The following is a 21836-nucleotide window of genomic DNA, read 5'->3' as shown; positions in this document are numbered from 1 at the left end:
ATAATAAGTTAATAAAACAACAATTTCTCGTTAAAATTTCTTGAAGAAGTTAAAAAAACTAAGAAAATGTTAAAAAAAGAATTAAAAATTGGCTAAAAGACTTATGTGAATCTTGGAATTAGCAAGCTTGAATGGCTGATTTTCGGTTTTGCCATTTGCGTAGTTAAACTTTAAAAGGCCTGCTTTGGTTAATAATCCGAAACCAAAGCCATAACCAAAAAGCTTTTCTTTGGATTTGATTACCTCATTTTCAAAATAAGCCAAGTCCGTAATAGTATGAATGTATATGCTATTACTAAGTTGAAATCTATATTCGGTATTTATAACACCAAACAACGAAGCATATAAACTGTTTTCTTCAAAGCCTCTTATGGAATTAATCCCGCCAAAACGAAGTAGCTCATTTTCAAAATAATTCTCGGAATTTAAAGTTGAGCTATTTGCTCTTATAAACAAGCTATTCCTATTATTGAAGTTTATTAATTTAAATGCGTCAATAAAAAGATGCGTTTGCTTATCAGAAATGACAGATGTAGTTCTTTCTCCAAAGTTTGCTTCAAGATATAGTGAGGTCTTAATAGGAAATAGTTGGTTATACGATTGTCGTGATATATATTCATAAGCCAAAGAATAGAAGGTAGTATCAAAATCACTTATCGATGATATGCTATTGGATAATAGATTATTAGAAGTAGTTGAGTTAACACCAGAATAAACTTTGTTTTTTGAATTTATTTGATAATGTAATTTCGCACTTTGATTTACCGTAGTAAAAGATGAATCGCGTTTAAAAATTTGTAGTGAAAAATCAACCCCTACTGGAGATTTAAATAAGTATGGCATTGATACATTTGCATTAAATGTTTTTTGGTCATTTTCATCACTCTTATAAAGAAGCCTAAATGATTCCCCAAAATTTAAGTTATTTGTTAGATTTAGGTTTAAATAGCCATCGAATTCTAAATTATTGGTTTCATCATTAGTGCCGAAACCTAAAAAACCATCAAACGAATTACTTCTAGCTTTTTCTATATATAAAAATAATGTAGTGGAATCTTTAGTAAATAGAACTTCAGCTGGTTTTATTTGATTGGCTAATTTTAAATTATCCAGGCGCTCATTTTTTTTCTTGATTTCATTTAAATCAAAAAGACTGTTCTTTTTTATCTTTAAATAATGCTTGAGGTAAGATTTGGGGAATTTCTCATATCCTTTAATAATTATATTATCAATGTTTCTTTTTTGTTCTTCAGAGCTTATTATTAATTGTGCTTCTAGATTTGAGTCTTTTCTAATTTTTATGTTCGAGAGTTTTAATTTAGAAAAAGGAAAACCTTGTTGTGATATTTTTGAATTGATAAAGTTTAAAGCATTTTCAATTTCAATAAAATTAATTATAAAATAATTGACAAAAACTTTATTTGAAATCAAATTAATATTTGAGACATCTACTTGTGATTTTTTATAGTATATATATATGGTGTTATATTTTTGTTTTAAATGAATTTCTGCATTAAAAACTGTATCTGATGTTTTGCTAATTTTATCAAGTTTGTTTTCAATGTATCCTTTTTTGTATAGCACATTTTGTATTGAGTCAATTTCAGATTCTAAAGAGTTATAGTTCTTATGATTTATTCTGTAATTTAAGGAATCAATTATTTGTGTCTCGAATTCATTTTCTCCACTAACTTTAAGATTTAAATTTTGGCAAAATGTTTCCGAAGAAAAAAGTGTATATATAATAAGGAGTAAAAAAGAAGTTTTCTGCACGTTAAAATCAGCTCTTAGATGCTGTAAATCTAACGGAAAATAGACACTTATAATATATACGATTATATTATTTTTAAAAACTCTTAAAAATTAATGTTTTAGGGTTTGAATAATTCATTTTAATTTCTACCTTTGCAGCCCTCTAATAAGAGGATTTTTAAATTTATATATATTATATATGCCAACAATTTCACAATTAGTAAGAACAGGAAGAGCCAAAATAACCAAGAAGAGTAAATCGGCTGCTTTAGATTCTTGTCCGCAAAGACGTGGTGTATGTACTCGTGTTTACACAACAACTCCTAAAAAACCTAACTCAGCAATGCGTAAGGTAGCAAGGGTTCGTTTAACAAACGGTAACGAGGTTAATGCATACATTGGTGGAGAAGGACATAATCTACAAGAGCACTCGATAGTATTGGTTAGAGGTGGAAGGGTAAAAGATTTGCCAGGAGTTAGATATCACATTGTGCGTGGTGCTTTAGACACAGCAGGTGTTTCAGGTAGAACGCAACGTAGATCTAAGTATGGTGCTAAACGCCCTAAGAAGTAATTTAAACTTTAAGAAGAAGACATGAGAAAAAGAGCAGCAAAAAAGAGACCGCTTTTACCAGATCCACGTTTTAACGATCAGTTAGTAACTCGATTCGTTAATATGATGATGTGGGATGGTAAGAAGTCCGTAGCTTTTAAAGTATTCTACGATGCAATTGATATGGTAGATTCGAAAAAAACTGACGAAGAAAAAACAGCATTAGAAATATGGAAAGATGCTTTATCAAATGTGATGCCTCACGTAGAAGTACGTAGTCGTCGTGTTGGTGGTGCAACATTTCAAATTCCAATGCAAATCCGTCCAGACCGTAAAGTTTCAACTGCGATGAAATGGCTTATTAGCTATTCTCGTAAAAGAAACGAAAAATCTATGGCTAACCGTTTAGCAGCAGAAATATTAGCTGCAGCTAAAGAAGAAGGAGCAGCTGTTAAGAAAAGAGTTGATACTCATAAAATGGCAGAGGCAAACAAAGCATTCTCTCACTTTAGATTTTAATAGGTAATGGCAAGAGATTTAAAATTTACTAGAAATATAGGTATTGCTGCACATATTGATGCAGGAAAAACTACTACTACAGAACGTATTCTTTATTATACAGGTGTTTCGCATAAAATTGGAGAGGTACACGATGGTGCTGCAACAATGGACTGGATGGAGCAAGAGCAGGAAAGAGGTATTACAATTACTTCTGCTGCTACTACTTGTACATGGGAGTTTCCAATTGAAAATGGAGAACCTACACCAGATACTAAAGGATATCACTTTAATATAATTGACACACCAGGTCACGTTGATTTTACCGTAGAGGTGAATCGTTCATTACGTGTGCTTGATGGGTTGGTATTCTTATTTAGTGCAGTTGATGGTGTTGAGCCACAATCTGAAACTAACTGGAGACTAGCTGATAACTATAAAGTACCTAGAATTGGTTTCGTTAATAAAATGGACCGTCAAGGATCTGACTTTTTAGGTGTTTGTCAACAAGTAAAAGATATGTTGAAATCTAACGCGGTGCCAATCGTTTTAAATATTGGTGACGAAGAAGATTTTAAAGGAATTATCGATTTAGTGAAAAATCGTGCTATTATATGGCATGATGAAACTCAAGGGGCGACTTTTGACGTAATCGAAATTCCAGAAGAACTTAAAGAAGAAGCTCATAAATACCGTGCATTGCTTATTGAAGAAGTTGCTGGTTACGACGAGGATCTTTTAGAAAAATTCATGGAAGATGAAGATTCTATTACAGAAGAAGAAGTGCATGCTGCGCTTAGAGCTGCTGTAATGGATATGGCAATTATTCCAATGATTTGTGGTTCTGCATTTAAAAATAAAGGAGTGCAATTCTTATTAGATGCTGTATGTCGTTATTTGCCTTCTCCAACAGATAAAGAAGGAATTGTTGGGACTGATCCAGATTCTGGAGAAGAAATTTTACGCAAGCCAGATGTAAAGGAGCCATTTGCTGCTTTAGCATTTAAAATTGCTACAGATCCTTTTGTAGGTCGTTTAGCATTTTTTAGAGCATATTCTGGTCGTTTAGATGCAGGTTCTTATGTTCTAAATAATCGTTCTGGTAAAAAAGAGCGTATTTCAAGAATTTATCAAATGCATGCTAATAAGCAAAATGCAATTGATTTTATAGAAGCTGGTGATATTGGAGCTGCTGTTGGATTTAAATCTATCAAAACAGGAGATACACTTTCAGATGAAAAACATCCAATTGTATTAGAATCTATGGACTTCCCAGATCCAGTAATTGGTATCGCGGTTGAGCCTAAAACCAAAGCAGATGTTGATAAATTAGGAATGGGTTTAGCTAAATTAGCTGAAGAAGATCCAACATTTACTGTACGTTCAGACGAAGCTTCTGGGCAAACTATTATTTCAGGAATGGGTGAGCTTCACCTTGATGTAATTGTAGATCGTTTACGTCGTGAGTTTAAAGTAGAAGTAAATCAAGGTCAGCCACAGGTTGAATATAAAGAAGCTATTACACAAGCTGCAGATCATAGAGAAGTTTATAAAAAACAATCTGGTGGTCGTGGTAAATTCGCAGATATTGTATTTACGGTTGAGCCAGCTGAAGAAGGTACAACAGGACTTCAGTTTGAATCTGTAATTAAAGGTGGGAACGTTCCTAAAGAATTTATTCCTTCAATTGAAAAAGGATTTAAAATGGCAATGGTTAACGGACCTTTAGCAGGTTACGAAATCGATGCTATGAAAGTTACTTTAAGAGATGGTTCGTATCACGATGTGGATTCAGATCAATTATCTTTTGAATTAGCTGCTAAACTTGGATTTAAAAACTGTGCTAGAGCTGCCAAAGCTGTAATCATGGAACCAATTATGAAACTTGAGGTAATTACTCCTGAAGAAAATATGGGTGACATTGTTGGAGATTTAAACAGAAGAAGAGGACAAGTGAGTGATATGGGTGATAGAGCTGGTGCAAAAACTGTAAAAGCTACTGTGCCATTATCAGAAATGTTTGGATATGTAACAACATTAAGAACATTATCATCAGGTCGTGCAACGTCAACAATGGAATTTTCACATTATGCTGAAACACCTTCAAATATATCTGAAGAGGTTATCAAAGCAGCTAAAGGAGAACAATCTTAAAAGTTAAGAAAATGAGTCAAAAAATCAGAATAAAATTAAAGTCTTACGATTTTAACTTAGTAGATAAGTCTGCTGATAAGATTGTAAAAACAGTAAAAAGTACTGGAGCTGTAGTAACTGGACCAATTCCATTACCAACTCACAAGAAAATTTTCACTGTGTTACGTTCTCCACACGTAAACAAGAAATCAAGAGAACAATTTCAGTTAAGCTCATATAAGAGATTACTTGATATTTACTCTTCGTCATCAAAAACAATTGATGCGTTAATGAAGCTTGAGTTACCAAGTGGTGTTGAAGTGGAAATTAAAGTTTAGTTATAAACTTACATGTCCTGAGCTGCGAGCGAAGGAAAAACGGTAAAAATACAATTCAAGGCTGAAACGTATTTTCAGCCTTGAATTTTAATAAATAGTAATAAATTAAATAAATAATTATGTCTGGGTTAATTGGAAAAAAAATCGGTATGACCAGCATCTTTGATGACAATGGAAAAAACATTCCTTGTACTGTAATCGAAGCTGGACCATGTATCGTTACCCAAGTCAGAACCGAAGAAGTTGATGGCTATGAAGCTGTTCAACTTGGTTTCGATGACGCGACAGAAAAAAGCGCTACTAAAGCTGACTTAGGTCATGCTAAAAAAGCGGGTACTTCTGTAAAGCGTAAAATCGTTGAATTTCAAGGTTTTGATGAGGAGTACAAATTAGGAGATGCAATCACTGTAGAGCATTTTAACGAAGGAGAATTCGTTGATGTAGCAGGAACATCTAAAGGTAAAGGATTTCAAGGTGTTGTAAAACGTCATGGTTTCGGTGGTGTAGGTCAAGCTACCCACGGTCAGCATAACCGTTTAAGAGCGCCAGGATCTATTGGAGCTGCATCTTATCCTGCTCGTGTTTTTAAAGGGATGAAAATGGCAGGAAGAATGGGTGGAGACACAGTTAAAGTTCAAAATTTAAGAGTTTTAAAAGTAGTTACTGAAAAAAATCTACTTGTGGTTAAAGGATGTGTTCCTGGTCACAAAAACGCTTATGTAATTATTAGAAAATAATGAAAGTAGCAGTTTTAGATATAAACGGAAAAGACACAGGTAGAAAGGCAGACCTTTCTAAAGATGTGTTCGCTATTGAGCCTAATAATCACGCGGTATATTTGGATGTTAAACAATATTTAGCAAACCAACGTCAAGGAACTCACAAATCGAAAGAACGCGCTGAGATTACTGGAAGTACACGTAAAATTAAAAAGCAAAAAGGAACTGGTACTGCTAGAGCAGGTAGTATTAAGTCTGGTATATTTAAAGGCGGAGGTCGTATGTTCGGTCCAAGACCAAGAAATTACAACTTCAAACTTAATAAAAACTTAAAGCGTTTAGCACGTAAATCTGCTTTAAGTATTAAAGCAGGGGAGAAGTCAATTACGGTTCTTGAAGACTTTAATTTTGATTCTGTAAAGACTAAGAATTTTACAGCAGTTTTAAAGGCTTTACAGCTTGAAAACAAAAAAACTCTCTTTGTGTTGGGTGGCTCAAATAATAACGTATATTTGTCATCGCGCAATTTAAAAAGCTCGGAAGTTATAACTTCATCAGAATTAAGCACTTACAAGATTTTAAATGCAAATCAAGTAGTGCTATTAGAAGGAGCTTTAGCGGGAATTGAAACAAACTTAAGTAAATAGAAATAATGAATATCTTAATTAAACCTATAATCACAGAAAAAGCGACAGCTAATAGTGAGTTGAGAAACTGCTATACGTTCTCAGTGAATACAAAGGCGAACAAGGTAGAAATCAAAAAAGCGGTAGAAGCTGCTTATGGTGTTTCTGTTGAAAAAGTTCGTACTATAAATGTCCGTCCAGATCGTAGTACCAAGCACACAAAAACTGGTATTCAAAATGGTAAAACAAATGCTGTTAAAAAAGCAATTGTACAACTGGCGGAAGGTGAAATGATTGATTTATACAGTAACATGTAATTAGACAACAATGTCAGTAAGAAAATTAAAACCAATCACACCAGGACAGCGATTTAGAGTAGTAAACGGTTACGATGCCATTACTACTGATAAGCCGGAAAAGAGTTTACTCGTTCCGAATAAAAGGTCTGGTGGTAGAAACAATCGAGGAAAAATGACCATGCGCTATATTGGTGGAGGTCATAAGAAAAAGTATCGTATTATCGATTTTAAAAGAGACAAAGCTGGGATTCCTGGTGAAGTTGCTTCTATTCAATACGATCCAAACAGAACAGCTTTTATCGCATTATTGAACTATCAAGATGGTGAGAAAAGATACATTATTGCTCAAAATGGACTTCAGGTTGGACAAAATGTAGTATCTGGTAAAGAAGGTGTTGCTCCAGAAATTGGAAACTCAATGCCCTTAAGTGAAATTCCATTAGGAACTATTATTTCTTGTATAGAGTTACGTCCAGGTCAAGGAGCTATTATGGCTCGTAGTGCTGGAGCATTTGCTCAATTAATGGCAAGAGACGGGAAGTTTGCTACGGTTAAATTACCTTCAGGAGAAACTAGATTAATTCTTGCGAACTGTATGGCTACTATAGGCGTTGTATCTAACTCAGATCATCAATTATTAGTTGGTGGTAAAGCAGGTAGAACACGTTGGTTAGGAAGAAGACCACGTACTAGACCAGTAGTAATGAATCCAGTTGATCACCCAATGGGTGGTGGTGAAGGTAAATCTTCAGGTGGGCATCCACGTTCTAGAAACGGTATACCAGCTAAAGGATTCAGAACCCGTTCTAAGACTAAAGCAAGTAATAAATATATTGTAGAACGTAGAAAGAAATAAGACATGGCAAGATCATTAAAAAAAGGACCTTACGTTCATTATAAATTAGAAAAGAAAGTAGCTGTTAATGTTGAAAACAACAAAAAGACGGTAATCAAAACCTGGTCTCGTGCTAGTATGATTACTCCAGATTTTGTTGGACAAACTATAGCAGTGCACAATGGCCGTCAATTTGTACCAGTTTATGTAACTGAGAATATGGTAGGTCATAAATTAGGAGAATTTTCACCAACACGTTCATTCCGTGGACATGCAGGTGCTAAAAATAAAGGTAAAAAGTAGTAAGCTATGGGAAGTCGTAAAAAACAAATGGCAGACGCTATTAAGGAAGCTAAAAAGCATGTTGCTTTTGCTAAACTTAATAATTGTCCTACATCACCAAGAAAAATGCGTTTAGTAGCCGATTTAGTAAGAGGCGAAAAAGTAGAACATGCACTTAATATCTTAAAATTCAACCAAAAAGAAGCATCAGGTCGTTTAGAGAAATTGTTATTGTCTGCAATTGCAAACTGGCAATCTAAAAACGAAGAAGCTAATATTGAAGAGGCTGAATTGGTAGTAAAAGAGATTAAAGTTGATAGCGGATCTATGTTAAAAAGATTACGTCCAGCGCCTCAAGGCCGTGCACACAGAATTAGAAAACGTTCTAACCACGTAACAATCGTAGTTGGAGCTAACAATAACACACAAGCTTAATAGAGTATGGGACAAAAAACAAATCCAATCGGAAATCGCTTAGGAATTATCAGAGGATGGGAATCTAACTGGTACGGAGGAAACGATTATGGTGATAAACTTGCCGAAGACGATAAGATTAGAAAATACGTTCATGCGCGTTTATCTAAAGCTAGTGTAAGTAGAGTAATTATTGAGAGAACTTTAAAACTTGTAACCGTTACTATCACAACGGCTCGTCCAGGTATCATTATTGGTAAAGGCGGTCAAGAGGTAGACAAGTTAAAAGAAGAGCTTAAAAAAATTACTGAAAAAGAAGTTCAGATTAACATCTTTGAAATTAAAAGACCTGAACTTGATGCGTTTTTAGTAGGATCAAGCATCGCTCGTCAAATTGAAAATAGAATTTCATACAGACGTGCAATCAAGATGGCTATTGCTGCTACAATGCGTATGAATGCTGAAGGAATTAAAATCCAAATTAGTGGACGTTTAAATGGTGCAGAAATGGCACGTTCAGAACACTACAAAGAAGGACGTATTCCTTTATCAACTTTTAGAGCCGATATTGACTATGCTTTAGTTGAGGCACATACTACTTATGGTAGATTGGGTGTTAAAGTATGGATCATGAAAGGTGAAGTATATGGTAAAAGAGAACTTTCTCCGCTTGTTGGATTATCTAAGAAGCAAGGAAAAGGTGGAGCCGGAGGACGTGGTGGAAATAAAGGACCTCGTCGTAGAAAGTAATTTTTTATAAATTAAAGAAAAATGTTACAGCCTAAAAGAACAAAATTTCGTAAACAACAAAAAGGACGTATGAAAGGTCTCTCTGGAAGAGGGCATCAACTTTCAAACGGGACTTTTGGAATAAAAGCATTAGACGCTACGTTTATTACAGCACGTCAAATTGAAGCAGCTCGTATTGCCGCTACACGTTACATGAAAAGAGAAGGGCAACTTTGGATTAAAATATTTCCAGACAAGCCTATCACAAAAAAGCCTCTTGAAGTACGTATGGGTAAAGGTAAAGGTGCTGTAGAATTATGGGTAGCTGTATGTAGACCAGGGCGTATTTTATTTGAAGTGGGAGGAGTGCCATTAGACGTTGCAAAAGAAGCATTACGTTTAGCAGCGCAAAAGCTACCTGTAAAAACTAAGTTTTTAATCGCTAGAGATTACGAAGCATAATTTATTTAATAAGATGAAACAATCAGAAATTAAAGAATTATCTGTAGCTGAGTTACAAGAGAGGCTTGGTGAAACAAAAAAGAGTTATTCAGACCTAAAATTGGCTCATGCAATATCTCCTTTAGAAAATCCAATTCAGTTACGTGCAATTAGACGTACTGTAGCTAGAATTGCGACCGAATTAACTAAAAGAGAATTACAATAATTCTGCTGAAAGATGGAAACAAGAAATTTAAGAAAAGAACGTATAGGAGTTGTTACTAGTAACAAAATGCAAAAATCAATAGTTGTTGCAGAAGTTAAAAAAGTAAAACATCCTATGTATGGTAAGTTCGTGTTAAAAACGAAAAAATACGTTGCACACGACGAAACAAACGACTGTAATATTGGAGACACTGTAAAGATCATGGAAACTAGACCTTTAAGTAAATCTAAATGTTGGAGATTAGTAGAAATCCTAGAAAGAGCTAAATAATTATGTTACAACAAGAATCAAGAATAAAAGTAGCAGACAATACTGGAGCAAAAGAAGTTTTAGTTATCCGTGTTTTAGGAGGAACTAAAAGAAGATATGCTTCTGTTGGTGATAAGATAGTTGTTTCTGTTAAAGATGCAACTCCTAATGGAAACATTAAGAAAAAAGCAGTTTCTACAGCAGTTGTTGTACGTACCAAGAAAGAAGTAAGAAGACCAGATGGATCTTATATTAGATTCGATGATAACGCATGTGTTTTATTAAACCCAACGGGTGAGATGAGAGGTACTCGCGTATTTGGTCCTGTTGCTAGAGAACTTCGTGATAAACAATTCATGAAGATTGTATCATTAGCACCAGAGGTGCTTTAATACATTATTTGTAAGATGACAAAGCTTAAAATAAAAACTGGAGATACTGTTAAAGTAATTGCTGGAGACCATAAAGGATCTGAAGGGAAAGTACAAAAAGTATTAATAGAAAAGAACAAAGCGATTGTTGAGGGTGTAAACATGGTTAAGAAACATACTAAGCCAAGTGCACAAAACCCTCAGGGAGGAATCGTAGAGAAAGAAGCTGCTATTCATATTTCTAATTTATCATTGTTAACTTCAAAAGGAGAAACAACAAGAATTGGTTATAGAGTAGAAGGCGATAAAAAAGTAAGATTTTCAACAAAATCTAATGAAGTAATATAGTTATGGCATATTCACCTAGACTTAAAGAAGAGTATAAAAGCAGAGTAATTGCAGCTCTTACGGACGAATTTGGATATAAGAATGTAATGCAAGTTCCTAAGCTTACTAAGATAGTAATATCTAAAGGTGTTGGAGCAGCAGTTGCAGACAAAAAGTTAATCGACTACGCTGTAGAAGAGGTAACAACTATATCTGGACAAAAAGCGATATCTACATTATCTAAAAAAGATGTTGCATCATTTAAATTACGTAAAGGGATGCCAATTGGTGTTAAAGTAACTTTACGTGGTGAGAGAATGTATGAGTTTTTAGACCGTTTAGTAACTTCTGCACTTCCACGTGTAAGAGATTTTAACGGAATTAAAGCTACAGGATTTGACGGTAGAGGTAACTACAATTTAGGGGTTACTGAGCAAATTATATTCCCAGAAATAAATATTGATAAAGTCAATAAAATTTCTGGCATGGATATTACATTTGTTACAACTGCAGATACTGATAAAGAAGCAAAATCATTATTAACTGAATTAGGGTTACCTTTTAAAAAGAACTAAGTTATGGCTAAAGAATCAATGAAAGCCCGTGAGGTAAAAAGAGCTAAAACAGTAGCTAAATATGCAGAGAAACGTAAAGCTTTAAAAGAAGCTGGAGATTACGAAGCATTACAAAAGCTGCCAAAAAATGCTTCTCCAATTCGTATGCATAATAGATGTAAATTAACTGGAAGACCAAAGGGGTACATGAGAACTTTTGGAGTTTCACGTGTAACATTCAGAGAAATGGCCAATCAAGGTCTTATCCCTGGAGTTAGAAAAGCAAGTTGGTAATATTATTTAAATAATCAGGTTTAAGGTTCAGAATAATCTGAAAACCAAAACCGCAAAATCAATTCATTATGTATTCAGATCCAATTGCGGATTTTTTGACAAGAATTAGAAATGCAGTGCGTGCTAACCACAGAGTTGTGGAGATTCCTGCTTCTAATCTTAAAAAAGACATCACTAAAATATTATTCGAACAAGGATATATTTTAAGTTACAAATTTGATGATTCTTCTGTACAAGGCACTATCAAAATAGCGCTTAAGTACAATAAAGAAACAAAAGAACCAGTAATTAAAAAACTTCAAAGAATTAGTACACCAGGTTTGCGTAAGTATGCCGGTGCTGACGATTTACCACGTATCTTAAATGGTTTAGGTATTGCTATAGTTTCAACTTCTCACGGAGTGATGACAGGTAAGCAAGCTAAAAGGGATAATGTAGGTGGAGAAGTTTTATGTTACGTATACTAATTTTAAAGCCAGAAAGAAATGTCAAGAATAGGAAATAATCCAGTAGCCATTCCAGAAGGTGTAACAGTAGACGTTAAAGAAAACGTAGTAACTGTAAAAGGAAAATTAGGAGAGTTAACACAAAATTACGATTCTATAGAAATAAAAGTGGAAGACGGAAGCGTGTGGGTTACTCGCTCATCAGATACTAAAGATCAAAAAGCAAAACATGGTTTATACAGATCATTAATGCATAATATGATTGAAGGTGTATCTAAAGGATGGACTAAAGAATTAGAATTGGTTGGTGTAGGTTATAGAGCATCTAACCAAGGTCAGAAATTAGATTTAGCTTTAGGTTTTTCTCATAATATTGTTTTAAATATTGCTCCAGAAGTAAAAGTAGAAACAATATCAGAGAAAGGAAAAAACCCAATTGTTAAACTAACCTCTTTTGATAAACAACTTGTAGGTCAAGTAGCTGCAAAAATTCGCGGTTTTAGAAAACCAGAACCTTACAAAGGTAAAGGTGTTAAGTTTGTTGGTGAGGAAATAAGAAGAAAAGCAGGTAAATCAGCTTAATAATTAAGTTATGGCATTGACAAAGAATCAAAGAAGAGTAAGAATAAAGAACAGAATCCGTAAGGTTGTTTCTGGTACAGAAGCAAGACCAAGATTAGCTGTTTTTAGAAGTAATAAAGAAATTTATGCTCAATTAGTAGATGATGTAACTGGTAACACTATCAGTTCAGCATCTTCAAGAGATAAAGATATTAGTGCTGCAAAAGCAACTAAATCTGAAGTAGCTAAATTAGTAGGTAAGGCTCTTGCTGAAAAAGCTTTAAAAGCTGGTGTAGAAACTGTCTCTTTTGATAGAGGTGGTTATTTATATCATGGTAGAGTTAAACAATTGGCTGAAGGAGCTAGAGAAGCAGGACTAAAATTCTAAGAAATTATGTTTCAAAAATATAAAAGTGCAGAGTTAGTAAAACCAGGTGGATTAGATCTTAAAGATCGTTTAGTTGGTGTACAAAGAGTTACTAAAGTAACTAAAGGTGGTAGAGCATTTGGTTTTTCAGCGATTGTAGTGGTTGGTGATGAAGCTGGTGTTGTAGGTCAAGGTTTAGGAAAATCTAAAGATGTTGCTAGTGCTATTGCAAAAGCGGTTGAAGATGCAAAGAAAAACCTTGTTAGAATTCCTATTATAAAAGGAACTTTACCTCACGAACAAAAAGGTAAATATGGTGGTGCAAGAGTAAACATTATTCCTGCAGCTCCTGGTACAGGTGTAATTGCTGGTGGTGCTGTAAGAACAGTACTTGAAGCAGTCGGTGTACATGATGTATTATCAAAATCTCAAGGGTCTTCAAATCCTCATAATGTAGTAAAAGCAACTTTTGATGCCTTATTACAATTAAGAGATGCTAGGGCAATTGCAAGAGATAGAGGTATTTCACTTGAACAAGTTTTTAAAGCTTAATAAGGACAGAGATGGCAAAGATTAAAGTAACGAAAGTTAAAAGTGCAATCAATCGTACGCAAAGACAAAAAAGAACTTTAGAGGCTTTAGGTCTTAAAAAGATTGGTCAAGTAAAAGAGCATGAAGCTACACCAAATATTCTTGGTATGGTTGCTAAAGTTTCACATTTAGTTTCTGTAGAAGAAGCTTAAAAATATAAACTGAAAAATGGATTTAAGTAATTTAAAACCTGCAGAAGGTTCAGTAAAAAACCAAGGAAAACGAATAGGTAGAGGACAAGGTTCTGGTAAAGGTGGTACGGCAACACGTGGTCACAAAGGAGCAAAATCTCGTTCAGGTTATTCTAAGAAACTAGGATTTGAAGGTGGTCAAATGCCTCTTCAAAAACGTGTTCCTAAATTTGGTTTTACTAATATTAATCGTGTTGATTATCAAGGTATTAATTTAGATACTTTGCAACAATTGGTTGATGATAAGAAAATAAAAGGTACAGTAGATTTTGATATTTTATTCTCAAACCGTTTAGCTGGAAAAAATGATTTAGTTAAAATATTAGGTCGTGGCGAATTAAAAGCAAAATTAAAAGTAACTGCTCATAAGTTTACTGCATCAGCAAAAGCTGCTATAGAAGCTGCTGGTGGAGAAGCTGTAACTATATAAGACTTATTATAAGTATGAAATTTATAGAATCATTAAAGAATGTTTGGAAAATAGAAGAACTAAGAAACAGAATCATAGTGACTTTGGGTTTGTTATTAGTTTATCGTTTTGGTGCACAGGTAGTTTTACCAGGTATTGATGCAGCCCAATTAGGTGGTTTAGCAGATAGTACAGATGGTGGGTTATTAGGTTTACTTAATGCCTTTACTGGTGGAGCTTTTGCAAATGCTTCGGTTTTTGCACTTGGTATTATGCCTTACATTTCTGCTTCTATTGTAGTGCAGTTAATGGGAATTGCAATTCCTTATTTACAGAAGCTACAGAAGGAAGGCGCTAGTGGTCAGAAAAAGATAACTCAGATTACACGTTGGTTAACCATTGCAATTTGTTTAGTACAAGCTCCTGGTTATTTAGCGAGTTTACCTGCTTTAGGTATTCCACCATCTGCTTTCTTATTAGGAACAGGCGGATTGTTCTATTTTTCATCTATTGTGATTTTGGTTACAGGATGTATTTTCGCCATGTGGTTAGGTGAAAAAATCACCGATAAAGGTATTGGTAATGGTATTTCATTGTTAATTATGGTGGGTATTATTGCTACGTTACCACAAGCATTTTTACAAAATGCAGCAACGAGGTTAGAAGGTAATAACGTTATGTTAATTCTTTTTGAATTGGTTGTATGGTTTGTAATCATATTAGCTTCAATCTTGCTTGTAATGGCTGTTAGAAAAATAGCGGTGCAATATGCAAGAAGAACTGCTTCTGGTGGCTACGAGAAAAGTGCTATGGCTGGATCAAGACAATATATTCCTTTAAAGCTTAATGCTTCTGGGGTAATGCCAATTATATTTGCTCAAGCAATTATGTTTGTACCAAGTTTAATAGGAGGATCTTCTTTCTTAAAAGAAACAACTGTAGGTGCTTGGATGCAAACTCAGTTTTCTGATATTTTTGGTTTCTGGTATAATGTAGTATTTGCTTTGTTAATTATAGTATTTACATACTTCTATACAGCGATTACGGTACCTACTAATAAAATGGCAGACGATTTAAAACGTAGTGGAGGTTTTATTCCTGGTATCCGTCCAGGTTCTGAAACATCTGAATATTTAGATAAAATAATGTCTCAAATAACCTTACCAGGTTCTATATTCTTAGCATTGATAGCTGTGTTCCCAGCATTTATAGTTAAGCTTATGAACGTTCAAGCGGGATGGGCTTTATTTTTCGGAGGAACCTCATTATTAATTATGGTTGGAGTTGCGATTGATACTATGCAACAAGTAAATTCATACTTGTTAAATAGACACTATGATGGTTTGATGAAAACTGGTAAAAATAGAAAAGCAGTAGCTTAATTTTATACTATGGCAAAACAAGCAGCAATAGAACAAGACGGAACGATTAATGAAGCATTATCGAATGCTATGTTTCGTGTGGAATTAGAAAATGGTCACATCGTGACAGCACATATTTCTGGTAAAATGCGTATGCATTACATTAAATTGTTACCAGGAGATAAAGTGAAATTAGAAATGAGTCCTTACGATTTAACTAAGGCTCGAATAACTTACAGATACTAATACGAATACGATGAAAGTAAGAGCATCATTAAAGAAAAGAAGTGCCGATTGCAAAATCGTGCGTAGAAAAGGTAGACTTTACGTGATAAACAAAAAGAATCCTAGATTTAAACAAAGACAAGGGTAATTATGGCAAGAATTGCAGGTGTAGACATACCAAAAAACAAAAGAGGAGTAATCTCTTTAACTTATATCTATGGAATAGGTAGAAGTAGAGCAAAAGACATTTTAGCTGTAGCTAAGGTAGACGAAAGTATTAAAGTTCAAGATTGGACCGATGACCAAATTAATGGTATTCGTGAAGCTGTAGGTTCTTTTACTATCGAAGGTGAATTACGTTCTGAAACGCAATTAAACATTAAGCGATTAATGGATATTGGATGTTACAGAGGAATTCGTCATAGATCGGGTCTTCCTTTAAGAGGGCAACGTACTAAAAACAACTCTAGAACAAGAAAAGGTAGAAGAAAAACAGTTGCTAACAAGAAAAAGGCAACTAAATAATAAGTAATATGGCAAAGACAAGCACTAAAAAACGTAAAGTTATTGTAGACTCTGTTGGAGAAGCACATGTTACTGCTTCTTTCAATAACATCATTATTTCACTTACCAACAAAAAAGGAGACGTTATTTCATGGTCTTCAGCTGGTAAAATGGGATTTAGAGGTTCTAAGAAAAACACGCCTTATGCTGCTCAATTAGCTGCTGAAGATGCTGCTGGTGTAGCTCAAGAAGCTGGATTGAAAAAAGTAAAGGTTTATGTTAAAGGACCGGGAAATGGTAGAGAATCTGCTATCCGTTCTATCCACAATGCAGGTATTGAAGTAACTGAGATTATCGATGTTACTCCATTGCCACACAATGGGTGTAGACCTCCTAAGCGTAGAAGAGTTTAAATAAATTAATAATAACAAGTATCAACAAGAGATCAACGATTATCGAAGGATAAGATTAAGACCTTAATTCATAATCACTCTTAAAAACAAATTTAAAATGGCAAGATATACTGGTCCTAAAACTAAAATAGCTCGTAAATTTGGCGAAGCTATCTTCGGAGATGATAAATCATTCGAAAAAAGAAATTACCCTCCAGGTCAACACGGAAACAATAGAAGACGTGGAAAAAAATCTGAGTACGCTATCCAATTAATGGAAAAGCAAAAAGCTAAATATACTTATGGTATTTTAGAACGTCAATTTAGAGGATTATTTAAAAAAGCTAGAGCTGCACAAGGTATTACTGGTGAAGTATTATTACAGCTTTGTGAGTCTAGATTAGATAATGTAGTATTCAGAATGGGGATCGCTCCAACAAGAAGTGGTGCTAGACAATTAGTATCTCACAGACATATCACTGTAAACGGGGAATTAGTAAATATTCCTTCTTACTCATTAAAAGCAGGAGATATTGTTGCAGTTAGAGAAAAATCTAAATCACTTGAAGCTATTGAAAGATCGCTTTCAAATTCAAGTCATGTTTATGAATGGATTACTTGGAATGATGACACGAAACAAGGAACTTATGTTTCTGTTCCTGCAAGAATTCAAATTCCAGAAAATATAAACGAACAATTCATCGTAGAATTATATTCTAAATAATAAATTAATCATATTGGTATTTGGCCAAAGGGTTTATAAGTATTTCTTCAAACTTTTAGACCGCGCAACTAAATAACAATTAAAACGAAGAAAAATATGGCAGTATTTAATTTTCAGAAGCCCGACAAAGTAATCATGATTAACTCTACTGATTTCGAAGGTAAATTCGAATTCAGACCATTAGAGCCTGGTTATGGATTAACAGTAGGTAATGCATTAAGAAGAGTTTTGCTTTCTTCATTAGAAGGATTTGCAATCACATCGGTTAGAATAGAAGGTGTAGACCATGAATTTTCTGCAATTGCAGGAGTAGTGGAAGATGTAACCGAAATTATCTTAAACTTAAAACAAGTACGTTTTAAAAGACAAATTGAAGATATTGATAACGAATCTATTTCTATATCAATTTCTGGTCAAGAACAAATATTAGCTGGTGATTTTCAGAAGTTTATCTCAGGATTCCAAGTTTTAAATTCAGAATTAGTAATCTGTAATTTAGACCCTAAAGTAAATTTCAATATAGAAATCACTATAGAAAAAGGTAGAGGATATGTACCTGCTGAAGAAAACAAAAAAGCTTCTGCACCAATAGGAACTATTTTTACCGATTCTATTTACACACCAATTAAAAACGTTAAGTATAGTATAGAAAACTATCGTGTTGAGCAAAAAACTGATTATGAAAAATTAGTTTTTGAAATCATAACAGATGGCTCTATTACACCTCAAGACGCATTAACAGAGGCAGCTAAAACCTTAATTCACCACTTCATGTTATTCTCAGATGAGCGTATAACTTTAGAAGCTGATGAAATTGCACAAACTGAAACATATGATGAAGAATCATTACACATGCGTCAGTTGCTTAAAACTAAATTAATTGACATGGATTTATCTGTTCGTGCATTAAATTGTTTAAAAGCTGCAGAGGTAGATACTTTAGGAGACTTAGTATCATTCAATAAAAATGATTTAATGAAGTTCCGTAACTTCGGTAAGAAATCTTTAACTGAGCTTGAAGAGCTTGTTAATGTTAAAGGCTTAAATTTCGGAATGGATTTAACAAAGTATAAATTAGATAAAGACTAATACATCATAGTTTGCTCCTCAATAGTGGGTTGAGCAAGATGATGATTAAATTTAAAATGTCATGAGACACGGAAAAAAAGTAAACCATTTAGGTAGAAAAACTGCCCATAGAAAATCAATGTTGGCTAATATGGCTTGTTCATTAATTGAACACAAACGTATTAACACTACAGTTGCCAAAGCAAAAGCTTTAAAACAATTTGTTGAGCCAATGATTACTAAATCTAAAGAAGATACAACTCATAACAGACGTATCGTTATGGCAACTTTAAGGCAAAAAGATGCGGTAATAGAATTATTTAGAGATGTAGCAGTAAAAGTAGCTGATCGCCCGGGAGGTTATACTAGAATCATCAAATTAGGAAACAGACTTGGTGATAATGCTGATATGGCAATGATTGAGTTAGTAGATTACAACGAAATCTATAATGCTGGTAGGAAAGAAAAGAAAACAACTAGAAGAAGTAGAAGAGGAGGTTCTAAACCTGCTACTGCTCCAGTTGAAACTCAAGCATCTAACGAAGAAGAATAAATGTTAATAAGCATTTAAATATAAAGGATAAACTATTTTAGTTTATCCTTTTTTTTATGCAATTTTGTAAAACTTCATTCCTGTGTAGGCAGGAATCTTATGAATTTAAGTGAATAAATGAAATATCAAAAACGACAAAATGCCATCATTCTACTAGCAGATGGTACTATTTTTTACGGTAAGGCAGTGGGAAATAAGCAAGGTACAGCTTTTGGCGAAGTCTGTTTTAATACGGGCATGACAGGGTATCAAGAGATTTTCACAGATCCATCATATTATGGACAATTAATGGTAGCCACTAATGCTCATATTGGTAATTACGGAACAAATGCAGATGAAGTAGAATCAGATTCTATAAAGATAGCGGGTCTTATAGTAAAAAACTTTAGCTATGAGTATTCTAGAGTAGATTCAGAAGGTTCATTAGAAGATTTTCTTGAAAGAAATAATCTTTTAGCAATATCAGATGTTGATACAAGGGCATTAGTAAGTTATATTCGAGATAATGGTGCTATGAATGCTGTAATTTCAACCGATGTTGATAATATTGATGGTTTAAAGAAGCAATTAGCTGAAGTACCGAATATGGAAGGTTTAGAATTGGCTTCAAAGGTGTCAACCAAAGAACCATATTATTTTGGAGAAGAAAATGCAGCTTATAGAGTTGCGGCATTAGATATTGGTATCAAAAAGAATATTCTTCGCAATATTGCAAAAAGGGGAGCCTACATAAAAGTATTTCCATACAATTCAAAATTTAAAGATTTAGAGGCTTTTAATCCAGATGGTTATTTTTTGTCTAACGGACCTGGAGATCCAGAGCCATTGGTAGAAGCCCAGGAGGTTGCAAAAGAAATTATAAAAAGAGATTTACCATTATTCGGTATATGTCTAGGACATCAAGTAATTGCCTTGGCAAATGGTGTTTCCACTTATAAAATGCATAATGGACACAGAGGTATTAACCATCCAGTTAAAAACTTGATAACTGGTAAAGGAGAAATAACCTCTCAAAATCATGGTTTTGCTGTTAATAGAGAATCCGCAGAAGCAAATGAAGATTTACAAGTGACACATGTACACTTAAATGATCATACAGTTGCTGGTTTAGCCATGAAAAATAAAAATTGTTTTTCAGTTCAGTATCATCCAGAAGCAAGTCCTGGTCCACATGATTCTGAATATTTGTTCGATCAATTCATTGAAAATATTAAAAAAAACAAGTTAGAAGTAGCTAACAAATAACTTCTAAAATAGGCTGAATTTAACTAAAACGTTATAGATGTTTTTTTGCTTGTTTTGTTAAAAACATCTAAAAAAAGATAAGATTTAGCCGTAAATTTGAAGTATTAAACGATTAAAAATAAACCAATTATGAGTATTATAATTAATATCCACGCAAGACAAATTCTTGATTCAAGAGGAAACCCCACAGTAGAAGTTGATGTTGTAACAGAAAATGACATATTAGGAAGAGCTGCAGTACCATCTGGAGCATCAACCGGTGAGCATGAAGCTGTTGAATTACGTGATGGTGGTAAAGCATATATGGGTAAAGGTGTTTTAAAAGCCGTAGATAATGTAAATTCTATCATTGCTCAAGAATTACTTGGTGTTTCTGTATTAGAACAAAACTTAATCGATCAAATCATGATTGATTTAGATGGCACAAAAAATAAATCTAAATTAGGGGCTAATGCTATTTTGGGTGTTTCTTTAGCAGTTGCTAAAGCGGCGGCTGGAGAGCTTGGATTACCTTTATATCGTTATGTAGGAGGCGTTTCTGCAAATACTTTACCGTTACCAATGATGAATATAATCAACGGTGGTTCTCATAGTGATGCACCTATCGCGTTTCAAGAGTTTATGATTATGCCTGTAAAAGCTAAAAACTTTACACATGCTATGCAAATGGGAACAGAGATTTTCCATAATCTAAAAAAAGTATTACACGATAGAAATTTAAGTACTGCTGTTGGTGATGAAGGTGGATTTGCACCTAATTTGGCTGGAGGGACAGAAGATGCTTTAGATACTATAGCAAAAGCTGTTGAAAACGCTGGTTATAAATTTGGAGACGAAGTTAAAATTGCTCTAGATTGTGCATCCGCTGAATTTTTTGTTGATGGTAAATACGATTATAAGAAATTTGAAGGCGATTCAGGTGTTATTAGAACATCTAAAGAACAAGCTGAATATTTAGCTGAATTAGCATCTAAATATCCAATTATTTCTATTGAAGATGGGATGGACGAAAACGATTGGGATGGATGGAAATACTTAACTGAATTAGTTGGAGATAAAGTACAATTAGTTGGTGATGATTTATTCGTAACGAATGTAGAGCGTTTATCAAGAGGTATTGATGAAGGTATTGCTAATTCAATTCTTATTAAAGTAAACCAAATAGGGACTTTAACCGAAACAATTGCAGCTGTAAATATGGCGCATAATGCGGGTTATACGTCTGTAATGTCTCACCGTTCTGGAGAAACTGAAGATAATACTATTGCAGATTTAGCGGTAGCATTAAATACAGGTCAAATTAAAACAGGTTCAGCATCGCGTAGTGATCGTATGGCAAAGTACAATCAATTATTACGTATTGAAGAAGAACTTGGAGAAGTTGCTTATTTTCCACAAGAAAAAGCATTTAAAATCAAATAATAGCCTTAAATTATATTCAAAAAGCGATTGTTATTTTTAACAATCGCTTTTTTTATTTAGCATCAATTTTAATAATATTTAAATTGATTAAAACATTACCAGTTAGCTTTAAAAATAAGGGGATATTTCGTAAATTA

35 protein-coding genes are annotated in these 21836 nt (G+C 33.8%); 34 read left to right on the top strand and 1 reads right to left on the bottom strand.

Features of this window, described 5'->3' with window-relative positions; all coding sequences use genetic code 11:
- Window positions 1-81 precede the first annotated feature (81 nt).
- On the bottom strand, window positions 82-1584 hold the full coding sequence (locus tag AC2D6V_RS00850; protein ID WP_484646147.1) for a POTRA domain-containing protein: 1503 nt from the start codon (window positions 1582-1584) through the stop codon (window positions 82-84).
- Between the two features lie 367 nt (window positions 1585-1951).
- Between AC2D6V_RS00850 and rpsL the strand changes: the two genes are divergently transcribed.
- The 34 genes from rpsL to eno all read left to right on the top strand — a co-directional run bounded on the left by rpsL (window position 1952) and on the right by eno (window position 21699).
- Entirely contained in the window at window positions 1952-2326 is a 375-nt protein-coding gene (rpsL, locus tag AC2D6V_RS00845) for a 30S ribosomal protein S12 (protein WP_102756994.1), read from the top strand.
- Window positions 2327-2347: 21 nt separating this feature from the next.
- On the top strand, window positions 2348-2824 hold the full coding sequence (gene rpsG, locus AC2D6V_RS00840) for a 30S ribosomal protein S7 (protein ID WP_298239210.1): 477 nt from the start codon (window positions 2348-2350) through the stop codon (window positions 2822-2824).
- 6 nt (window positions 2825-2830) lie between these two features.
- A complete protein-coding gene (gene fusA, locus AC2D6V_RS00835; protein WP_484646146.1) occupies window positions 2831-4957 on the top strand; it encodes an elongation factor G in 2127 nt (708 codons plus the stop codon).
- Between the two features lie 11 nt (window positions 4958-4968).
- Window positions 4969-5274 (top strand): 30S ribosomal protein S10, encoded by a 306-nt coding sequence (rpsJ, locus tag AC2D6V_RS00830; RefSeq protein ID WP_295985741.1) that lies wholly within the window; start codon window positions 4969-4971, stop codon window positions 5272-5274.
- A gap of 119 nt (window positions 5275-5393) precedes the next feature.
- Window positions 5394-6011 carry a 50S ribosomal protein L3 gene (gene rplC, locus AC2D6V_RS00825; protein WP_484646145.1) on the top strand — a complete coding sequence of 206 codons (618 nt, stop codon included), beginning with the start codon at window positions 5394-5396 and terminating at the stop codon, window positions 6009-6011.
- Window positions 6011-6640, top strand: a complete 630-nt coding sequence (rplD, locus tag AC2D6V_RS00820; protein WP_484646144.1) for a 50S ribosomal protein L4 — start codon at window positions 6011-6013, stop codon at window positions 6638-6640. The genes rplC and rplD overlap by 1 nt, the downstream gene beginning before the upstream one ends.
- A 5-nt stretch (window positions 6641-6645) precedes the next feature.
- The gene (gene rplW, locus AC2D6V_RS00815; protein WP_484646143.1) at window positions 6646-6936 is read left to right on the top strand and encodes a 50S ribosomal protein L23; all 291 of its coding nucleotides are present in this window, start codon (window positions 6646-6648) and stop codon (window positions 6934-6936) included.
- Window positions 6937-6946: 10 nt separating this feature from the next.
- Window positions 6947-7774 carry a 50S ribosomal protein L2 gene (gene rplB, locus AC2D6V_RS00810; protein WP_484646142.1) on the top strand — a complete coding sequence of 276 codons (828 nt, stop codon included), beginning with the start codon at window positions 6947-6949 and terminating at the stop codon, window positions 7772-7774.
- Window positions 7775-7777: 3 nt separating this feature from the next.
- A complete protein-coding gene (gene rpsS, locus AC2D6V_RS00805) occupies window positions 7778-8056 on the top strand; it encodes a 30S ribosomal protein S19 (RefSeq protein ID WP_034043300.1) in 279 nt (92 codons plus the stop codon).
- Window positions 8057-8062: 6 nt separating this feature from the next.
- Entirely contained in the window at window positions 8063-8470 is a 408-nt protein-coding gene (gene rplV / locus AC2D6V_RS00800) for a 50S ribosomal protein L22 (protein WP_345192171.1), read from the top strand.
- Window positions 8471-8476: 6 nt separating this feature from the next.
- Window positions 8477-9199, top strand: coding sequence for a 30S ribosomal protein S3 (rpsC, locus tag AC2D6V_RS00795; RefSeq protein ID WP_484646141.1), 723 nt, complete (start codon window positions 8477-8479; stop codon window positions 9197-9199).
- 21 nt (window positions 9200-9220) lie between these two features.
- Window positions 9221-9640, top strand: a complete 420-nt coding sequence (rplP, locus tag AC2D6V_RS00790) for a 50S ribosomal protein L16 (RefSeq protein WP_298239215.1) — start codon at window positions 9221-9223, stop codon at window positions 9638-9640.
- Window positions 9641-9653: 13 nt separating this feature from the next.
- A complete protein-coding gene (gene rpmC, locus AC2D6V_RS00785) occupies window positions 9654-9845 on the top strand; it encodes a 50S ribosomal protein L29 (protein WP_484646140.1) in 192 nt (63 codons plus the stop codon).
- Window positions 9846-9857: 12 nt separating this feature from the next.
- Window positions 9858-10115 carry a 30S ribosomal protein S17 gene (gene rpsQ / locus AC2D6V_RS00780; protein ID WP_019386276.1) on the top strand — a complete coding sequence of 86 codons (258 nt, stop codon included), beginning with the start codon at window positions 9858-9860 and terminating at the stop codon, window positions 10113-10115.
- Between the two features lie 2 nt (window positions 10116-10117).
- On the top strand, window positions 10118-10486 hold the full coding sequence (gene rplN, locus AC2D6V_RS00775; RefSeq protein WP_069831953.1) for a 50S ribosomal protein L14: 369 nt from the start codon (window positions 10118-10120) through the stop codon (window positions 10484-10486).
- A 15-nt stretch (window positions 10487-10501) separates the two neighbouring features.
- Window positions 10502-10813, top strand: a complete 312-nt coding sequence (rplX, locus tag AC2D6V_RS00770; RefSeq protein WP_484646139.1) for a 50S ribosomal protein L24 — start codon at window positions 10502-10504, stop codon at window positions 10811-10813.
- Window positions 10814-10815: 2 nt separating this feature from the next.
- Window positions 10816-11367, top strand: a complete 552-nt coding sequence (gene rplE, locus AC2D6V_RS00765; protein WP_298239216.1) for a 50S ribosomal protein L5 — start codon at window positions 10816-10818, stop codon at window positions 11365-11367.
- A 3-nt stretch (window positions 11368-11370) separates the two neighbouring features.
- A complete protein-coding gene (rpsN, locus tag AC2D6V_RS00760) occupies window positions 11371-11640 on the top strand; it encodes a 30S ribosomal protein S14 (protein ID WP_484646138.1) in 270 nt (89 codons plus the stop codon).
- A 68-nt stretch (window positions 11641-11708) separates the two neighbouring features.
- The gene (gene rpsH, locus AC2D6V_RS00755) at window positions 11709-12107 is read left to right on the top strand and encodes a 30S ribosomal protein S8 (RefSeq protein WP_484646137.1); all 399 of its coding nucleotides are present in this window, start codon (window positions 11709-11711) and stop codon (window positions 12105-12107) included.
- Between the two features lie 18 nt (window positions 12108-12125).
- Window positions 12126-12668, top strand: coding sequence for a 50S ribosomal protein L6 (rplF, locus tag AC2D6V_RS00750; RefSeq protein ID WP_484646136.1), 543 nt, complete (start codon window positions 12126-12128; stop codon window positions 12666-12668).
- Between the two features lie 10 nt (window positions 12669-12678).
- A complete protein-coding gene (rplR, locus tag AC2D6V_RS00745; RefSeq protein WP_484646135.1) occupies window positions 12679-13035 on the top strand; it encodes a 50S ribosomal protein L18 in 357 nt (118 codons plus the stop codon).
- Window positions 13036-13041: 6 nt separating this feature from the next.
- Window positions 13042-13566 carry a 30S ribosomal protein S5 gene (rpsE, locus tag AC2D6V_RS00740; protein ID WP_484646134.1) on the top strand — a complete coding sequence of 175 codons (525 nt, stop codon included), beginning with the start codon at window positions 13042-13044 and terminating at the stop codon, window positions 13564-13566.
- Between the two features lie 11 nt (window positions 13567-13577).
- Window positions 13578-13757: a 50S ribosomal protein L30 gene (gene rpmD, locus AC2D6V_RS00735; RefSeq protein ID WP_099563536.1), complete on the top strand. Its 180-nt coding sequence runs from the start codon at window positions 13578-13580 to the stop codon at window positions 13755-13757.
- A 16-nt stretch (window positions 13758-13773) separates the two neighbouring features.
- Complete coding sequence (gene rplO / locus AC2D6V_RS00730) at window positions 13774-14226, top strand: 50S ribosomal protein L15 (protein ID WP_484646132.1); 453 nt, start codon at window positions 13774-13776, stop codon at window positions 14224-14226.
- Between the two features lie 14 nt (window positions 14227-14240).
- Complete coding sequence (secY, locus tag AC2D6V_RS00725) at window positions 14241-15587, top strand: preprotein translocase subunit SecY (protein WP_484646131.1); 1347 nt, start codon at window positions 14241-14243, stop codon at window positions 15585-15587.
- Between the two features lie 9 nt (window positions 15588-15596).
- The gene (infA, locus tag AC2D6V_RS00720) at window positions 15597-15812 is read left to right on the top strand and encodes a translation initiation factor IF-1 (RefSeq protein ID WP_298239224.1); all 216 of its coding nucleotides are present in this window, start codon (window positions 15597-15599) and stop codon (window positions 15810-15812) included.
- Between the two features lie 10 nt (window positions 15813-15822).
- Window positions 15823-15939: a type B 50S ribosomal protein L36 gene (ykgO, locus tag AC2D6V_RS00715; RefSeq protein WP_010181906.1), complete on the top strand. Its 117-nt coding sequence runs from the start codon at window positions 15823-15825 to the stop codon at window positions 15937-15939.
- Window positions 15940-15941: 2 nt separating this feature from the next.
- Window positions 15942-16316 carry a 30S ribosomal protein S13 gene (gene rpsM / locus AC2D6V_RS00710; protein WP_484646130.1) on the top strand — a complete coding sequence of 125 codons (375 nt, stop codon included), beginning with the start codon at window positions 15942-15944 and terminating at the stop codon, window positions 16314-16316.
- A gap of 8 nt (window positions 16317-16324) precedes the next feature.
- A complete protein-coding gene (gene rpsK / locus AC2D6V_RS00705; protein WP_238675662.1) occupies window positions 16325-16708 on the top strand; it encodes a 30S ribosomal protein S11 in 384 nt (127 codons plus the stop codon).
- Between the two features lie 97 nt (window positions 16709-16805).
- On the top strand, window positions 16806-17411 hold the full coding sequence (gene rpsD, locus AC2D6V_RS00700; protein ID WP_484646129.1) for a 30S ribosomal protein S4: 606 nt from the start codon (window positions 16806-16808) through the stop codon (window positions 17409-17411).
- Between the two features lie 96 nt (window positions 17412-17507).
- Entirely contained in the window at window positions 17508-18500 is a 993-nt protein-coding gene (locus tag AC2D6V_RS00695) for a DNA-directed RNA polymerase subunit alpha (protein ID WP_298239227.1), read from the top strand.
- Window positions 18501-18561: 61 nt separating this feature from the next.
- Entirely contained in the window at window positions 18562-19032 is a 471-nt protein-coding gene (gene rplQ, locus AC2D6V_RS00690) for a 50S ribosomal protein L17 (RefSeq protein WP_484646128.1), read from the top strand.
- A 117-nt stretch (window positions 19033-19149) separates the two neighbouring features.
- The gene (carA, locus tag AC2D6V_RS00685; RefSeq protein WP_484646127.1) at window positions 19150-20277 is read left to right on the top strand and encodes a glutamine-hydrolyzing carbamoyl-phosphate synthase small subunit; all 1128 of its coding nucleotides are present in this window, start codon (window positions 19150-19152) and stop codon (window positions 20275-20277) included.
- A gap of 129 nt (window positions 20278-20406) precedes the next feature.
- Window positions 20407-21699 (top strand): phosphopyruvate hydratase, encoded by a 1293-nt coding sequence (gene eno / locus AC2D6V_RS00680; RefSeq protein WP_484646126.1) that lies wholly within the window; start codon window positions 20407-20409, stop codon window positions 21697-21699.
- Window positions 21700-21836: the final 137 nt, after the last annotated feature.

Source organism: Algibacter sp. YIN40 (genome assembly GCF_057219435.1).
This window is presented reverse-complemented; position numbering and strand designations above follow the sequence as displayed.

What these genes read in the sequence shown, in the direction of transcription:
- rpsL (WP_102756994.1), top strand. Translation starts at nt 1,952, where the DNA reads ATGCCAACAATTTCACAATTAGTAAGAACAGGAAGAGCCAAAATAACC.
- rpsG (WP_298239210.1), top strand. Translation starts at nt 2,348, where the DNA reads ATGAGAAAAAGAGCAGCAAAAAAGAGACCGCTTTTACCAGATCCACGT.
- fusA (WP_484646146.1), top strand. Translation starts at nt 2,831, where the DNA reads ATGGCAAGAGATTTAAAATTTACTAGAAATATAGGTATTGCTGCACAT.
- rpsJ (WP_295985741.1), top strand. Translation starts at nt 4,969, where the DNA reads ATGAGTCAAAAAATCAGAATAAAATTAAAGTCTTACGATTTTAACTTA.
- rplC (WP_484646145.1), top strand. Translation starts at nt 5,394, where the DNA reads ATGTCTGGGTTAATTGGAAAAAAAATCGGTATGACCAGCATCTTTGAT.
- rplD (WP_484646144.1), top strand. Translation starts at nt 6,011, where the DNA reads ATGAAAGTAGCAGTTTTAGATATAAACGGAAAAGACACAGGTAGAAAG.
- rplW (WP_484646143.1), top strand. Translation starts at nt 6,646, where the DNA reads ATGAATATCTTAATTAAACCTATAATCACAGAAAAAGCGACAGCTAAT.
- rplB (WP_484646142.1), top strand. Translation starts at nt 6,947, where the DNA reads ATGTCAGTAAGAAAATTAAAACCAATCACACCAGGACAGCGATTTAGA.
- rpsS (WP_034043300.1), top strand. Translation starts at nt 7,778, where the DNA reads ATGGCAAGATCATTAAAAAAAGGACCTTACGTTCATTATAAATTAGAA.
- rplV (WP_345192171.1), top strand. Translation starts at nt 8,063, where the DNA reads ATGGGAAGTCGTAAAAAACAAATGGCAGACGCTATTAAGGAAGCTAAA.
- rpsC (WP_484646141.1), top strand. Translation starts at nt 8,477, where the DNA reads ATGGGACAAAAAACAAATCCAATCGGAAATCGCTTAGGAATTATCAGA.
- rplP (WP_298239215.1), top strand. Translation starts at nt 9,221, where the DNA reads ATGTTACAGCCTAAAAGAACAAAATTTCGTAAACAACAAAAAGGACGT.
- rpmC (WP_484646140.1), top strand. Translation starts at nt 9,654, where the DNA reads ATGAAACAATCAGAAATTAAAGAATTATCTGTAGCTGAGTTACAAGAG.
- rpsQ (WP_019386276.1), top strand. Translation starts at nt 9,858, where the DNA reads ATGGAAACAAGAAATTTAAGAAAAGAACGTATAGGAGTTGTTACTAGT.
- rplN (WP_069831953.1), top strand. Translation starts at nt 10,118, where the DNA reads ATGTTACAACAAGAATCAAGAATAAAAGTAGCAGACAATACTGGAGCA.
- rplX (WP_484646139.1), top strand. Translation starts at nt 10,502, where the DNA reads ATGACAAAGCTTAAAATAAAAACTGGAGATACTGTTAAAGTAATTGCT.
- rplE (WP_298239216.1), top strand. Translation starts at nt 10,816, where the DNA reads ATGGCATATTCACCTAGACTTAAAGAAGAGTATAAAAGCAGAGTAATT.
- rpsN (WP_484646138.1), top strand. Translation starts at nt 11,371, where the DNA reads ATGGCTAAAGAATCAATGAAAGCCCGTGAGGTAAAAAGAGCTAAAACA.
- rpsH (WP_484646137.1), top strand. Translation starts at nt 11,709, where the DNA reads ATGTATTCAGATCCAATTGCGGATTTTTTGACAAGAATTAGAAATGCA.
- rplF (WP_484646136.1), top strand. Translation starts at nt 12,126, where the DNA reads ATGTCAAGAATAGGAAATAATCCAGTAGCCATTCCAGAAGGTGTAACA.
- rplR (WP_484646135.1), top strand. Translation starts at nt 12,679, where the DNA reads ATGGCATTGACAAAGAATCAAAGAAGAGTAAGAATAAAGAACAGAATC.
- rpsE (WP_484646134.1), top strand. Translation starts at nt 13,042, where the DNA reads ATGTTTCAAAAATATAAAAGTGCAGAGTTAGTAAAACCAGGTGGATTA.
- rpmD (WP_099563536.1), top strand. Translation starts at nt 13,578, where the DNA reads ATGGCAAAGATTAAAGTAACGAAAGTTAAAAGTGCAATCAATCGTACG.
- rplO (WP_484646132.1), top strand. Translation starts at nt 13,774, where the DNA reads ATGGATTTAAGTAATTTAAAACCTGCAGAAGGTTCAGTAAAAAACCAA.
- secY (WP_484646131.1), top strand. Translation starts at nt 14,241, where the DNA reads ATGAAATTTATAGAATCATTAAAGAATGTTTGGAAAATAGAAGAACTA.
- infA (WP_298239224.1), top strand. Translation starts at nt 15,597, where the DNA reads ATGGCAAAACAAGCAGCAATAGAACAAGACGGAACGATTAATGAAGCA.
- ykgO (WP_010181906.1), top strand. Translation starts at nt 15,823, where the DNA reads ATGAAAGTAAGAGCATCATTAAAGAAAAGAAGTGCCGATTGCAAAATC.
- rpsM (WP_484646130.1), top strand. Translation starts at nt 15,942, where the DNA reads ATGGCAAGAATTGCAGGTGTAGACATACCAAAAAACAAAAGAGGAGTA.
- rpsK (WP_238675662.1), top strand. Translation starts at nt 16,325, where the DNA reads ATGGCAAAGACAAGCACTAAAAAACGTAAAGTTATTGTAGACTCTGTT.
- rpsD (WP_484646129.1), top strand. Translation starts at nt 16,806, where the DNA reads ATGGCAAGATATACTGGTCCTAAAACTAAAATAGCTCGTAAATTTGGC.
- AC2D6V_RS00695 (WP_298239227.1), top strand. Translation starts at nt 17,508, where the DNA reads ATGGCAGTATTTAATTTTCAGAAGCCCGACAAAGTAATCATGATTAAC.
- rplQ (WP_484646128.1), top strand. Translation starts at nt 18,562, where the DNA reads ATGAGACACGGAAAAAAAGTAAACCATTTAGGTAGAAAAACTGCCCAT.
- carA (WP_484646127.1), top strand. Translation starts at nt 19,150, where the DNA reads ATGAAATATCAAAAACGACAAAATGCCATCATTCTACTAGCAGATGGT.
- eno (WP_484646126.1), top strand. Translation starts at nt 20,407, where the DNA reads ATGAGTATTATAATTAATATCCACGCAAGACAAATTCTTGATTCAAGA.